The organism is Plantibacter sp. MDV22-iso1, from assembly GCF_058408345.1.
In genome coordinates this window covers 232,236-245,935 of sequence record NZ_JBZVDY010000004.1, presented here as the reverse complement: position 1 = coordinate 245,935, position 13,700 = coordinate 232,236, and the positions used below count along the sequence as shown (strand labels likewise).

Annotated in this window: 11 protein-coding genes and 1 tRNA gene; 9 read left to right on the top strand and 3 right to left on the bottom strand. The window is 68.8% G+C overall.

Annotation, left to right across the window (positions count from 1 at the left end):
* Window positions 1-80 precede the first annotated feature (80 nt).
* Entirely contained in the window at window positions 81-1,421 is a 1,341-nt protein-coding gene (locus AC4PMY_RS18170) for a CoA transferase (protein ID WP_491623334.1), read from the top strand.
* 60 nt (window positions 1,422-1,481) lie between these two features.
* Complete coding sequence (locus AC4PMY_RS18165) at window positions 1,482-2,144, top strand: histidine phosphatase family protein (RefSeq protein WP_491623333.1); 663 nt, start codon at window positions 1,482-1,484, stop codon at window positions 2,142-2,144.
* On the opposite strand, the gene AC4PMY_RS18160 is transcribed toward AC4PMY_RS18165, so the two are convergent.
* Both AC4PMY_RS18160 and AC4PMY_RS18155 read right to left on the bottom strand, forming a co-directional pair.
* A complete protein-coding gene (locus AC4PMY_RS18160; protein ID WP_157583597.1) occupies window positions 2,145-2,417 on the bottom strand; it encodes a hypothetical protein in 273 nt (90 codons plus the stop codon).
* 60 nt (window positions 2,418-2,477) lie between these two features.
* A tRNA-Leu gene (locus tag AC4PMY_RS18155) sits at window positions 2,478-2,561 on the bottom strand.
* Window positions 2,562-2,615: 54 nt separating this feature from the next.
* Here AC4PMY_RS18155 and AC4PMY_RS18150 point away from each other — a divergent pair.
* Complete coding sequence (locus AC4PMY_RS18150; RefSeq protein ID WP_064296913.1) at window positions 2,616-3,221, top strand: ANTAR domain-containing response regulator; 606 nt, start codon at window positions 2,616-2,618, stop codon at window positions 3,219-3,221.
* Between the two features lie 74 nt (window positions 3,222-3,295).
* Here the strand turns inward: AC4PMY_RS18150 and AC4PMY_RS18145 are convergent, their stop codons facing one another.
* Window positions 3,296-3,718: a hotdog fold thioesterase gene (locus AC4PMY_RS18145; protein WP_064297026.1), complete on the bottom strand. Its 423-nt coding sequence runs from the start codon at window positions 3,716-3,718 to the stop codon at window positions 3,296-3,298.
* Between the two features lie 55 nt (window positions 3,719-3,773).
* Here AC4PMY_RS18145 and polA point away from each other — a divergent pair, with 55 nt between their 5' ends.
* From polA to uvrB, 6 genes are all read left to right on the top strand, one after another.
* The gene (gene polA, locus AC4PMY_RS18140) at window positions 3,774-6,434 is read left to right on the top strand and encodes a DNA polymerase I (RefSeq protein WP_064296914.1); all 2,661 of its coding nucleotides are present in this window, start codon (window positions 3,774-3,776) and stop codon (window positions 6,432-6,434) included.
* A 57-nt stretch (window positions 6,435-6,491) separates the two neighbouring features.
* A complete protein-coding gene (locus tag AC4PMY_RS18135) occupies window positions 6,492-8,168 on the top strand; it encodes a DUF885 domain-containing protein (protein WP_064296915.1) in 1,677 nt (558 codons plus the stop codon).
* The gene (locus tag AC4PMY_RS18130; protein ID WP_491623332.1) at window positions 8,165-9,151 is read left to right on the top strand and encodes an epimerase; all 987 of its coding nucleotides are present in this window, start codon (window positions 8,165-8,167) and stop codon (window positions 9,149-9,151) included. The genes AC4PMY_RS18135 and AC4PMY_RS18130 overlap by 4 nt, the downstream gene beginning before the upstream one ends.
* A 174-nt stretch (window positions 9,152-9,325) precedes the next feature.
* The gene (gene rpsA / locus AC4PMY_RS18125; protein ID WP_056005690.1) at window positions 9,326-10,783 is read left to right on the top strand and encodes a 30S ribosomal protein S1; all 1,458 of its coding nucleotides are present in this window, start codon (window positions 9,326-9,328) and stop codon (window positions 10,781-10,783) included.
* Window positions 10,784-10,904: 121 nt separating this feature from the next.
* Entirely contained in the window at window positions 10,905-11,534 is a 630-nt protein-coding gene (gene coaE, locus AC4PMY_RS18120) for a dephospho-CoA kinase (protein WP_491623331.1), read from the top strand.
* Window positions 11,535-11,602: 68 nt separating this feature from the next.
* Window positions 11,603-13,669, top strand: a complete 2,067-nt coding sequence (gene uvrB, locus AC4PMY_RS18115) for an excinuclease ABC subunit UvrB (protein ID WP_121290644.1) — start codon at window positions 11,603-11,605, stop codon at window positions 13,667-13,669.
* The last annotated feature ends 31 nt before the right edge of the window (window positions 13,670-13,700 follow it).

Sequence of the window (13,700 nt, the reverse complement as noted above, 5' to 3'; positions counted from 1 at the left end):
ACGGGGACCACGGCCTTGGTCGTCCGCCGGGTGTGCGGTGGCACCGCGATTCCGGACGCCGTGGGTCTAGCCTGATGCCCATGAACCGTTCCGTCCTCGTCGACGACACCCTCCGCAGCGCAGTGGGCCTGGAGCCGGGAGGCGTCGACCGTGAGGCGACCGGTGCGGCGGGACTCCTGGCCTCCCGATTCGCCGTCCTGGAGCTCGCCGCGGTCGCCGTCGGCGCCGTGGAGGATGCCGCCGACCGACTCCGCATCGCCCTCGGATACGAGCCGATGCACACGGCTCTCGACCTCAAGCGGATCGCCGCGGCCTACCAGAGCGACCGCCTGTTGCGGATCGACGGAGCAGCCGTGGACGCGTTCGCGCCACTGTCCGGCTTCTTCGCCGCGGCAGACGGCTGGGTGCGCACGCACGCGAACTACCCGCACCATCGCCGCCGCCTGAGCGCCATGCTCGGGATCGGCGACGAGGCCACCCGCGCAGAGCTCGCCTCGGCGATCGCCTCCCGCTCGGCCCTCGACCTGGAATCGGAGGCCGCCGGGGTCGGCGCACTGCTCGTCGCCGTCCGGAGCGCTGCCGAATGGTCGTCCACACCGCAGGCCTCGGTCGGTGACGGACCGCTCGTCAGGCGCCACGGTGGCTCCAGCGGCTCGAGGATCGCCTCGTGGGTGCGGCCCACGCGCCGGCAACCCTTGCGCGGCCTCCGCGTCCTCGACCTGACGCGGGTGATCGCCGGTCCCGTGTCCACGAGGACCCTCGCGCTCCTCGGTGCGGACGTCCTGCGCGTGGATCCACCGCAGGTCCCCGAGATCCCCTGGCAGCACACCGACAGCGGCCAGGGGAAGCGGACGGCGACCCTCGACGCGTCGACACCGCGCGGCCTCGCGACACTGCAGACGCTGAGCGACGAGGCCGACATCCTGGTGACGGGGTACCGGCCACACGCCCTCGAGCGCCTCGGTCTGCGAGGTCGCGACGGTCTGGTCACCGGCTCCGTCGACGCCTGGGGTACGACGAGCCCATGGGGTGATCGACGAGGTTTCGACAGCCTGGTCCAGGCCGCGACGGGCATCGCACTGGTCGAGGGCCATGACGGCGTCCCGGGTGCCCTGCCGGCGCAGGCGCTCGACCACAGCGCGGGATACCTGCTGGCGGCGGCGATCGTCGACGACGTGGCGAGGGTCGTCGGTGGCGGTGATGCCGGCCGGTCGTCGGTGTCGCTCGCGCGCGTCGGTGCTGCGCTCCAGCGACTCTCGCGAACCGAGGAACGCCCGCCGTCCGACCTCCCGGGAGCGCGGTGCCTGGTCACCCACGGTGCGGTGACGACGGCCCGCCCCGCGCTCAGCGCCTTCGACGACCACGCGTCCCCGGCGGCCGTCCTGGGGAGCGCCGAACCGCAGTGGAACCCGCGCAGCTGATCCCGGCACACTCCGCACCGGGAGATGACCGCCGTCCGGTCGCTCGCCTACCCTGGAGGTATGCGCCTCATCCTCATCAGACACGGTCAGACCTCGTCCAACGTCGCCGGCCTGCTCGACACCGCGATCCCCGGGGCCGTCCTCACCGAACTCGGCGAGACGCAGGCGGCCGCCCTCCCCAAAGCGCTCGTGGGGGAGCGGATCGACGCGGTCTACGCCTCCACCGCGGTGCGGGCGCAACAGACCGCCGCACCTGTCGCCGACGTCAGCGGGCTTCCCGTGATCGTCCGTGACGGACTCCGGGAGATCAGCGCCGGCGACAGCGAGATGCTCGGGTCGCCCGAGGCCGTCCAGGTCTACATCGACACCATCGTGGCGTGGGCGATGGGCGACCTCGACACCCGGATGCCGGGCGGCGAGAACGGCCATGAGGTGTTCGCGCGCTTCGACGCGGTGATCGAGGAGCTCGAGGGCTCCGGACTGGAGAGCGTGGTGGTCGTGAGCCACGGAGCGATGCTCCGGTCCTGGCTCGGGCTGCGCGGGGCGAACGTCGACGGACACTTCATCGGCACGCACCCCATCACGAACACGGGCGTCATCATCGTCGACGGGGACACGACGACCGGTTGGCGGGTCGATACCTGGACGGGCGACGCCGTCGGCGGACCGGAGCTGACGACGGAGGCCGACGGTCCGGCCGCCGCCGTCGAGCGAGGCTTCTGATCAGTTCGCGTCGTCCGCCGAGGTCGCGCCGTCCGTGAGGAACGGTCCGGGCTCCTCGCCGGGCTGACCCGGCAGAGAGGCGACGAGACGGTCGAGCTCGGCGGCGTCGACGTCGATGCCCTGGTCACTGAGACGGTCCGCCAGCGCTGCCCGGACGTCGAGGTCCGGGGTGAGGGACCGGTCGGCTGCGACCTGCACGAGGATGCCCTGGAGCCGGTCGTCGGTGCTGGCGTCGTGGACGTCCTGGCGCGGGTCGGTGTGCTCTGCGGTCATGGTGTCGGGTCCCATCGTGTCGGCAGGTCGAGTGCACCCGGTGGGCCATCAGCTCGTTCCTGGTACCGGTGGTGGGACTCGAACCCACACGTCTTTCGACAAAGCATTTTGAGTGCTCCGCGTCTGCCATTCCGCCACACCGGCGCGTCCGCCGCACGGCGAACAGCAACCTGCATCAGAGTACCGTAGGATTTGAGGGTGACCGAGCAAGAGACCCCTCCCGCAGCCCCACGGCGCGTCGTCGTCGCTGAGGACGAATCCCTCATCCGCCTCGACATCGTCGAGATCCTCCGCGACAACGGTTTCGAGGTCGTCGGCGAGGCCGGCGACGGCGAGACCGCTGTCGCCCTCGCGACGGAACTCCGTCCGGATCTCGTGATCATGGACGTCAAGATGCCTCAGCTCGACGGCATCTCCGCGGCCGAGCGCATCGGGAAGGCGCACATCGCCCCGGTGGTCCTCCTCACGGCCTTCAGCCAGAAGGAGCTCGTCGAGCGGGCGAGCGAGGCAGGCGCCCTCGCCTACGTCGTGAAGCCGTTCACGCCGAACGACCTCCTTCCCGCGATCGAGATCGCCCTCTCGCGCTACCAGCAGATCATCACCCTCGAGGCCGAGGTCGCCGACATGGTCGAGCGCTTCGAGACCCGCAAGCTCGTCGACCGGGCGAAGGGCCTCCTCAACGAGAAGATGGGCCTCACCGAGCCCGAGGCGTTCCGCTGGATCCAGAAGGCCTCCATGGACCGTCGCCTCACCATGCACGATGTCGCGCAGGCCATCATCGAGCAGCTCAGCGCCAAGAAGTAGCGCTCCTCCCTCGTCGCAAGAGCGGCCCGTCCCCTCGGGGGCGGGTCGCTCTGCTGTGTCCGGTGCCGGGTTCGTCAGCCGGTCGGTGCGTCCTTGATGAGGTTCGTGATGCGGATCGTGGAGCACCGTCGTCCCTGATCGTCGGTGACGGCGATCTCGTGCACCGTGAGCGAGCGACCGAGGTGGATCGGGGTGCAGACGCCGGTCACGACGCCCCCGGTGGCTGACCTGGTGTGCGTCGCGTTGATGTCGATGCCGACCGCGAGTTTGCCCGGGCCCGCGAAGAGGTTGGCGGCCATGGAGCCGAGGGACTCGCCGAGCACGACGTACGCCCCGCCGTGCAGCAGCATCGCGGGTTGGGTGTTGCCCTCGACGGGCATGGTGGCGACGGATCGCTGCACCGTGAACTCGGTGAACTCGATGCCCATCTTGGCGGCGAGTGCGCCGCTGCCCCTCGTCCGCAGGAACTCGAGTGCGTCGTCGGTCTCGTTCGTCATGTCCACCTTCGGATCGGGCCTGAGCCGTGTCGGCACCGGCTTGTAGGCTGGGCGCGTGTCGGAATCAGAAAAGCCTACCCTCCTCGTCGTCGACGGCCACTCGCTCGCATTCCGGGCGTTCTACGCCCTGCCGGTCGACAGCTTCCAAACCCGCGACGGTCAGCACACGAACGCCATCCACGGCTTCATCTCCATGCTGATCAGCCTGCTCAAGAACGAGAACCCGAGCCACATCGCCGTGGCGTTCGACATCTCGCGCCGTTCCTTCCGCACCCGCGAGTACCCCGAGTACAAGGGCACGCGCGGTGAGACCCCGGCGGAGTTCAAGGGACAGGTGCCGCTGCTCGAAGAGGCGCTCAAGGCGATGAACATCACGACGATCAGCAAAGAGGACTACGAGGCCGACGACATCCTCGCCACCCTCGCCAAGCAGGGCGCCGAGGAGGGCTTCCGGGTCCTCGTCGTCTCCGGCGACCGCGACACCATCCAGCTCGTCACCGACGACGTCACCCTGCTGTACCCGTCGAGCCAGGGCGTCTCCGCGCTCACCCGGTACGACGGAGCCAAGGTCTTCGAGCGCTACGGCATCCGGCCGGAGCAGTACCCGGAGATCGCGGCGCTCGTCGGTGAGACGAGCGACAACCTCCCGGGCATCCCGAAGGTCGGCGAGAAGACCGCCGTGAAGTGGCTCAACCAGTTCGGCTCCCTCGAACAGATCCTCGAGCGCGCCGACGAGATCACCGGCAAGGTGGGGGAGAGCCTCCGTGAGCACAAGGAGAACGCGGTCCGCAACCGCCGACTCAACCGGCTCCTCACCGACGTCGAACTGTCTGTCGGGCCGAAGGACCTCGAACGCCGACCGATCGACGCGGACGCGGTGGCGGCCGTCTTCGGGCGGCTCGAGTTCCGCACGCTGCTCGATCGGGTCCTCAAACTCGACGGACTCGAGGCCAACACGGATGTGTCCGCACCGCAGGCGGGCGGCGTGGTCATGCCACCGCAGAAGGAGCTGCTCGACGAAGAGCTCGAGGCGTGGATCACCCGTGCCGTCGCCGCACATCCCGCCGGGATCGGTCTCCACCTCGACCTCGACGGAGGCCTTCCGGTCGCGGCCGGCCTCGCGACCCCCACGGAGATCGTCTCGCTCGCCTGGCGTCCCGGTGAGGCCGACTACGCCCCGCTCGAAGCGTGGTTGGCGAGCGACGCCCCGAAGATCATGCACGACGCCAAGCCGCAGCTCCAGGCGGTCACGCGCGCCGGCCTGACGGTCGACGGTCTCGGCTACGACACCGCGGTCGCCGGCTGGCTCCTGCGTCCGAGCGGCGGCGACAAGACGATCGCCGACCTCATCACGCGCTATCTCGACGAGACGATGCCCGTCGCCGACCCGAACCAGCTCGTCCCCGAGACCGACCCCGTGGGGGTCGGCGGCACCGCCTGGTACGCCCTCCGGGTCGCCGAGGCCACTCGCACGGCGCTCGACGCCGGGTCGCTCGGCGTGCTGCTCGACATGGAACTGCCGGTCCTCCAGGTGCTGGCCCACATGGAGTTGACCGGGGTGACGGTCGACCACGACATCCTGAGCGGCCTGTCCGAGCAGCTCGGGAACCGGGCGGCGGAGCTCGCGAGCAACGCGTATGCGGAGATCGGCCGCGAGGTCAACCTCGGATCACCGAAGCAGCTGCAGGAGGTCCTCTTCGACCAGCTCGCCATGCCGAAGACACGCGCCAACAAGACGGGCTTCTCGACCGACGCCGGCGCCCTGGCCGATCTCCAGGAGAAGAGCCCGCACCCGTTCCTGGGGCTCCTCCTCGAGCACCGCGATGCGACGAAGCTCCGCCAGATCGTGGAGACGCTCGACAAGGCGATCACGCCCGACGGCCGCATCCACACGACGTACGTCCAGATCGGGACCAGCACCGGTCGGATCTCCTCGACCGACCCGAACCTGCAGAACATCCCCGTGCGCACCGAGGAGGGACGCCGCATCCGCGCCGCCTTCCAAGCCGGCTCCGGGTACGAGACCCTGCTGACCGCCGACTACTCGCAGATCGAGATGCGGATCATGGCGCACCTCTCAGGCGATGCCGGCCTCATCGAGGCGTTCAAGTCCGGCGAGGACCTCCACCGTTTCGTCGGCGCGCGCATCTTCGGCGTCGCCGCCGAGGATGTGACCCCCGCGATGCGCAACAAGGTCAAAGCGATGTCGTACGGACTCGCCTACGGCTTGAGTGCGTTCGGGCTCTCGAAGCAGCTGCGGATCTCGAGCGCTGAGGCGAAGCAGCTCATGGTCGACTACTTCGAGCGCTTCGGTGCGGTCCGCGACTACCTGCGCAACGTCGTCGAGCAGGCCAAACTCGACGGCTACACCGAGACGATCTTCGGTCGTCGCAGGCTCTTCCCCGAGCTCTCGAGCCCCAACCGACTGGTCAGGGAGAACGCCGAACGCCAGGCGCTGAACGCCCCGATCCAGGGTTCGGCCGCCGACATCATGAAACGCGCCATGATCGGCATCGAGTCCGAGCTACGCTCCGAATCCCTCAGCTCGCAGATGATGCTGCAGGTGCACGACGAACTGATCTTCGAGGTCGCCGAGGGGGAGTGGGACGCCCTGGAGCGCATCGTCCGAGCACAGATGGCCGGTGCCGCCGAACTGTCGGTACCGCTGGAGGTCCAGATCGGCCGCGGTCACGACTGGGACGCCGCAGCCCACTGAGCGCGCCCTGCGGGTCCGCACCCGGGCGGCGGACGGGTGCGGACTAGGCTCGTCGTCATGTCCCACGAAGAACTTCGTCAGAGCACACCGATCGACGCCATCGCCGAGAGCTGGGTGGAGACCCTCGTCCAGCTGAAGCCGGAGGTCGGCACCTACATCGGCCGCACGGACGTCGGCGGACGGTACGGCGACTACTCGCCGGCCGGGCACGAGGCGTACGTCGAAGCCGCGTCGCGCACGCTTCGCGAGCTGCGGTCCGCCGCACCGGTCGACGCCGTCGACCGCGTCACCCAGACCGACCTCTCGGCGGAACTGGAGCTCGACCTCGCCTCGTCGGAGGCCGGTCTCCAGTACCGCGACCTCAACGTGATCGCGTCGCCGTCGCAGGAACTGCGCGACGTCTTCGACCTGATGCCGACCGCGACGGTCGAGGACTGGAGCACCATCCGGACCCGCCTCGGCGCGTTGCCGGACGCGGTCGACGGGTACATCGAGACCCTGCGCGAGGGCATCGCCCGTGGGATCACCCCGGCACGCCGCCAGGTGGCCGAGGTGTACGAGCAGGTCCTCCGCACCGGCGCCGACGACGGATTCTTCATCGGCTTCGCCGCCAACGCCGGACCGGCGGACGGTCAGCTCCCGGCGTCCCTCGCCGCCGAACTCTCGACGGGTGCCGGCGCCGCAGCCGTCGCCTACAACCGTCTGGCGGACTTCCTCGCGCACGAACTGCTGCCTGCTGCGACCCAGGAGGACGCCATCGGCCGCGAGCTCTACGCGCTGCAGTCCCGCCGCTTCCTCGGCGCGACGGTCGACCTCGACGAGAGCTACGAGTGGGGCATCGAGGAACTGGCGCGCATGGTGTCGGAGCAGGAGGCGATCGCGAACGAGATCCTCCCCGGCGCGTCCGTCGAGGAGGCGGTCGCATTCCTCGAACAGGATCCGGTGCGCAAGCTGCACGGCACCGACGCGCTCCAGCGGTGGATGCAGGAGACGAGTGACCGTGCGGTCGAGGAGCTGGGGCGCACGCACTTCGACATCCCGCAGGAGATCCGCGCGCTCGAGTGCATGATCGCGCCGACGCAGGAGGGCGGGATCTACTACACCGGCCCGACGGACGACTTCTCACGCCCTGGCCGCATGTGGTGGTCCGTCCCCGCCGGCGTCACCGAGTTCGACACGTGGCGCGAGCTCACGACCGTCTACCACGAGGGTGTGCCAGGACATCACCTGCAGATCGGGCAGGCCGTCGTCAACCGGAAGACGCTCAACCTCTGGCGCCGACAGCTCGCCGGCACCTCCGGCCACGCCGAGGGATGGGCGCTCTACGCCGAGCGCCTGATGGAACAGCTCGGATACCTCGACGACCCGGCGGACCGCCTGGGCATGCTCGACGGTCAGCGGATGCGCGCGGCCCGCGTCGTCCTCGACATCGGCGTACACCTCGGCAAGCCGCTTCCGGACGGCAGCGGGACCTGGACCGCCGAGTACGCCTTCGACTTCATGGGTCGCAACGTCAACATGTCGCCGGAGTTCGTCTGGTTCGAGGTCAACCGGTACCTCGGTTGGCCCGGCCAGGCGCCCTCGTACAAGATCGGCCAGCGCATCTGGGAACAGCTCCGCGACGACGCGGCCCGCCGCGCCGGAGACGCCTTCGACATCAAGGACTTCCACCGTCGGGCACTGGACCTCGGTGGCGTCGGGCTCGACACGCTGCGGACGGCGATGCTCGGATGACGGCTGAACGGATCGTCGTCGCCGGCGCGTCCGGGTTCATCGGGCGTCGTCTGGTCGAGTCGTTCCGGGCCGACGGCGCCACCGTCTCCGTCATCGGGCGTGGTGCCGCCGACGCGCGATGGGGTGACCACGCGGGCATCGCCCGGCTGGTCGACGGCGCGGACCTCCTGGTCAACCTCGCCGGGAAGAGTGTGAACTGTCGCTACACCCCGTCGAACCGCGCCGAGATCCTCCGATCCCGCGTGGACACGACGACGGAGCTGGCGCGGGCGGTGCGTGCAGCCGTTTCGCCTCCGCCGCTCTGGATCAATGCGTCGACCGCCACGATCTACCGCCATGCCGACGACCGCCCGATGACGGAGGCCGACGGTGAGATCGGTTCCGGGTTCTCCGTCGACGTCGCGACCGCCTGGGAGCAGGCGTTCTTCGCGGACGAGCTGCCCGGGACACGACGGGTCGCCCTCCGCATCGCGATCGTCCTGGGGGACGGCGGAGCACTCACCCCGCTCGGGTGGTTGGCGCGTCTCGGCCTCGGCGGACCCCAACTGGACGGTCACTGGCCCACTTCCCGATCGCGTCGTGCCGCCGGCACGGATCACCGGTTCGGGACGCCGGGCGGGCGGCAGCGGTTCAGCTGGATCCACCTGGACGACGTCATCGGGATCGTCCGGTTCCTCCGTGGCCATCCCGAACTCGACGGCGTCGTCAACGTGACGTCACCGAACCCCACCGACAACCGCGGATTCATGCGGACCGTGCGGTACGTGCTCGGGATGCCGGTCGGCCTCCCCGCACCCCGCTGGTTGCTGGAGATCGGGATGTCCGTCCTGCGGACCGAGAGCGAGCTGGTCCTGAAGAGTCGCTGGGCGATGCCGGAGCGGTTGCTGCAGGCGGGCTACCGGTTCGAGCACCCGACGCTCGATCCAGCGCTGCGGGACATCCTCTCCCACCGCGGCTTGCCTGCACACCCGGAAAATCGCTAGACTGGACTGTCACAATTGTGACGTCCTATCCGCCTGCCCGTCTCGCAGAGCGACACCGATCCCCGGATCGGTTCACACAACAGCATCGCTTCGATCAACGTCCGTGGTCATCCACGGGTCCGGAGCCGTGCGCGAGGCCGGCCTGAATCATTGTCCACCTGGAGCAATTACTACATGACAAGCGCAACGACCGCCCCCAAGCAGGTCGCAATCAACGACATCGGATCTGCTGAGGACTTCCTCGCAGCGGTCGAAAAGACTCTGAAGTTCTTCAACGACGGCGACCTCATCGAGGGCACCGTCGTGAAGATCGACCGCGACGAGGTCCTCCTCGACGTCGGCTACAAGACCGAGGGTGTCATCCCCTCGCGTGAACTCTCCATCAAGCACGACGTCGACCCCTCCGAGGTCGTCAACGTCGGCGACACGATCGAGGCTCTCGTTCTCCAGAAGGAGGACAAGGAAGGCCGTCTGATCCTGTCGAAGAAGCGCGCGCAGTACGAGCGTGCTTGGGGCGACGTGGAGAAGATCAAGGAATCCGACGGCGTCGTCACCGGTTCGGTCATCGAGGTCGTCAAGGGCGGCCTCATCGTCGACATCGGCCTCCGTGGCTTCCTCCCGGCTTCGCTCATCGAGCTGCGCCGCGTCCGCGACCTCACGCCGTACCTCGGCCAGGAGATCGAGGCGAAGATCCTCGAGCTCGACAAGAACCGCAACAACGTGGTCCTGTCGCGCCGTGCGCTCCTCGAGCAGACGCAGTCCGAGAGCCGCACCACCTTCCTCAACAACCTCCAGAAGGGACAGGTCCGCAAGGGCGTCGTCTCCTCGATCGTCAACTTCGGCGCGTTCGTCGACCTCGGCGGCGTCGACGGTCTGGTCCACGTCTCCGAGCTCAGCTGGAAGCACATCGAGCACGCCAGCGAGGTCGTCGAGGTCGGTCAGGAAGTCACCGTCGAGATCCTCGAGGTCGACCTGGACCGCGAGCGCGTCTCGCTGTCGCTCAAGGCGACCCAGGAGGACCCGTGGCAGGTCTTCGCCCGCACCCACGCCATCGGCCAGGTTGCACCGGGTAAGGTCACCAAGCTCGTCCCGTTCGGTGCGTTCGTCCGCGTCGCAGACGGCATCGAGGGCCTCGTGCACATCTCGGAGCTCTCCGGCAAGCACGTCGAGCTCGCCGAGCAGGTCGTGTCGGTCGGCGAAGAGGTCTTCGTCAAGGTCATCGACATCGACCTCGAGCGTCGCCGTATCTCGCTGAGCCTCAAGCAGGCCAACGAGGGCGTCGACCCCGAGGGCACCGAGTTCGACCCGGCCCTCTACGGCATGCTCACGGAGTACGACGAGCTCGGGAACTACAAGTACCCCGAGGGCTTCGACGCCGAGACGCAGGAGTGGAAGGAAGGCTTCGACGCCGAGCGCGAGAAGTGGGAGCAGGACTACGCTGCCGCCCAGGCTCGTTGGGAAGCGCACAAGAAGCAGGTCGCTGCCGCAGCCGTCGAAGAGGCCAACCAGGCTTCCTCGTCGACCGCGTCCTCGTCGGCCGGTTCCTCGTTCTCGAGCGACTCCGCCGGCGGCGGCACGCTCGCTGACGACGAGTCCCTCGCGGCCCTCCGCGAGAAGCTCTCGAGCAACTAGTCCCACCAGCACCGACCAGCGTCGGTGTCCAGCAGGGGGTCGCCTTCGGGCGGCCCCCTGCTGCGTTGTGCGAGGGGCGCTCGTCGAAGGTGCTGCACGCTCCGCGGGTACGCTGGCTGACATGTACCTCATCGGCCTCACCGGCGGGATCGCCTCCGGCAAATCGACCATCGCGGCCCGGCTCGCTGAACACGGCGTCGTCATCATCGACGCGGACGTCCTCTCCCGAGAGGCCGTCGAGCCGGGGACCCCGGGACTGGCCGCCATCGCGCAGCGCTTCGGTGCCGACGTGATCGGGCCCGACGGATCACTCGACCGCGCGGCGCTCGGCTCGATCGTCTTCGCCGACGACCAGGCGCGGGCCGACCTCAACGCCATCGTGCACCCGGAGGTCAAACGGCGTTCACAGGCCCGGATCGCCGAAGCCTCGAGCGACCCCGGTGCCGTCGTCGTCTACGATGTCCCGCTGCTCGTCGAGACCGGCCGCGCCGACGAGTTCGACCTCGTGGTCGTCGCCGCGGCTCCGGAGGGGGAGCGCGCCCGTCGGCTCGTCGACCTCCGCGGGCTCGACCGGGGCGAGGCGGAACGACGGATCGCGGCCCAGGCGACCGAGGAACAGCGCGCCGCCGTCGCCGACGTGGTGGTCGACACTTCCGGCTCGCTCGAGCACACTCTCAGCCAGGTCGACGCGGTCTGGCACCGCGCCGCCGCGGCGGCCGTACCGGCGCCCGACCGCCAGGACGGCGTCTGAGCGCGTCGCCCGCTCCGCTGTGGGCGAAGCGGGGCGGCGGTGTCGGTGGTCCTCCGTAGACTCGGAGCATGGAACCAACACGCGCCGTCCGCCCCTTCGAGGTGATCAGCGAGTACGAGCCGAGCGGCGATCAGCCCGCCGCCATCGAGCAGCTGTCCGGGCGCATCAACGCCGGCGAGACCGATGTCGTCCTCCTGGGTGCCACCGGTACCGGTAAGTCCGCGACGACCGCCTGGCTCATCGAAGCCGTCCAGCGCCCGACGCTCGTCCTGGCGCACAACAAGACCCTGGCGGCCCAGCTGGCGAACGAGTTCCGCGAACTCATGCCGAACAACGCGGTCGAGTACTTCGTCTCCTACTACGACTACTACCAGCCCGAGGCGTACGTCCCACAGACCGACACCTTCATCGAGAAGGACTCGTCCATCAACGCCGAGGTCGAGCGGCTGCGGCACTCGACCACCAACTCGCTGCTGAGCCGTCGCGACGTCATCGTCGTGTCGACCGTGTCGTGCATCTACGGTCTCGGTGCGGCGGAGGAGTACCTGGAGGCGATGGCGGCGCTGCAGGTCGGGCAGAACATCGGGCGCGACCGCCTCATCCGCAAGTTCGTCGGCATGCAGTACAACCGCAACGACGTCGACTTCTCGCGTGGCAACTTCCGTGTGCGCGGCGACACCATCGAGATCATCCCGGTCTACGAGGAGCTCGCGATCCGCATCGAGTTCTTCGGCGACGAGATCGAGGCCCTCTACGCCCTGCACCCGCTCACCGGCGACGTCGTGAAGAAGCTCGACGCGGTGTCGGTGTTCCCGGCCTCCCACTACGCCGCCAGCCCGCAGACGATCCAGCGCGCCATCGGCACGATCCAGGAGGAGCTGGCGGAGCGGCTCCAGTCGCTCGAACGCGAGGGCAAGCTCCTCGAGGCGCAGCGGCTCCGCATGCGCACCACGTTCGACCTCGAGATGATGCAGCAGATCGGCTTCTGCTCCGGCATCGAGAACTACTCGCGCCACATCGACGGCCGCTCGGCCGGCGAGGCACCGAACTGCCTCCTCGACTACTTCCCAGACGACTTCCTCACCGTCATCGACGAGTCGCATGTCACCGTTCCGCAGATCGGCGCGATGTTCGAGGGCGACGCCTCCCGCAAGCGCACCCTGGTCGAGCACGGGTTCCGACTCCCGAGCGCGATGGACAACCGTCCACTCCGGTGGGACGAGTTCAAGAACCGCGTCGGTCAGACGGTGTACCTCTCGGCGACGCCGGGCAAGTACGAGATGGGCATCGCAGACGGCATCGTCGAGCAGATCATCCGCCCGACGGGCCTCGTCGACCCGGCGATCATCGTGAAGCCCTCCAACGGCCAGATCGACGACCTCCTCGAGGAGATCCGGGTTCGCGCCGAGCGCGACGAGCGCGTCCTCGTGACCACCCTCACCAAGAAGATGGCGGAGGAGCTCACCGACTTCCTGACGGAGGCCGGCGTGCGCGTCCGCTACCTGCACTCCGACGTCGACACCCTCCGGCGGGTCGAGCTGCTGAGCGAACTCCGGCAGGGCGTCTACGACGTCCTCATCGGCATCAACCTGCTGCGCGAGGGGCTCGACCTCCCCGAGGTCTCGCTCGTGGCGATCCTCGACGCCGACAAGGAGGGCTTCCTCCGCTCGTCGACCTCGCTCATCCAGACCATCGGTCGTGCCGCCCGCAACGTGTCCGGCGAAGTCCACATGTACGCCGACGTCCTGACCGACTCGATGAAGCGCGCGATCGAGGAGACGGACCGTCGCCGGGAGAAGCAGATCGCCTACAACGAGGAGCGCGGCATCGATCCGCAGCCGTTGCGCAAGCGCATCGCCGACATCACCGAGGCGCTCGCCCGAGAAGGTGCGGACACCGCGGCGTTGCTCGCCGGACGCGACAACGGCAAGAAGAAGAGTCCGACGCCGAACCTGCGTCGAGAGGGCATCGCCGCCGAGGGCGCGAACGACCTGGAGTCGATCATCGCCGACCTCAACGCCCAGATGCTGGCCGCCGCGGCCGAACTCAAGTTCGAACTCGCCGGCCGCCTCCGCGACGAGGTCTCCGAACTCAAGCAGGAGCTCCGACAGATGGCCAAGGCCGGGCACATCTAGTCCGCCGCTTCGCTGAGAGCGCAGTACCACA

Coding starts and splice junctions, on each gene's coding strand:
- AC4PMY_RS18130 (WP_491623332.1), top strand. CDS start 8,165: ATGACGGCTGAACGGATCGTCGTCGCCGGCGCGTCCGGGTTCATCGGG.
- AC4PMY_RS18145 (WP_064297026.1), bottom strand. CDS start 3,718: ATGACGAACGAGACCGACGACGCACTCGAGTTCCTGCGGACGAGGGGC.
- AC4PMY_RS18160 (WP_157583597.1), bottom strand. CDS start 2,417: ATGACCGCAGAGCACACCGACCCGCGCCAGGACGTCCACGACGCCAGC.
- AC4PMY_RS18170 (WP_491623334.1), top strand. CDS start 81: ATGAACCGTTCCGTCCTCGTCGACGACACCCTCCGCAGCGCAGTGGGC.
- AC4PMY_RS18165 (WP_491623333.1), top strand. CDS start 1,482: ATGCGCCTCATCCTCATCAGACACGGTCAGACCTCGTCCAACGTCGCC.
- AC4PMY_RS18135 (WP_064296915.1), top strand. CDS start 6,492: ATGTCCCACGAAGAACTTCGTCAGAGCACACCGATCGACGCCATCGCC.
- uvrB (WP_121290644.1), top strand. CDS start 11,603: ATGGAACCAACACGCGCCGTCCGCCCCTTCGAGGTGATCAGCGAGTAC.
- coaE (WP_491623331.1), top strand. CDS start 10,905: ATGTACCTCATCGGCCTCACCGGCGGGATCGCCTCCGGCAAATCGACC.
- rpsA (WP_056005690.1), top strand. CDS start 9,326: ATGACAAGCGCAACGACCGCCCCCAAGCAGGTCGCAATCAACGACATC.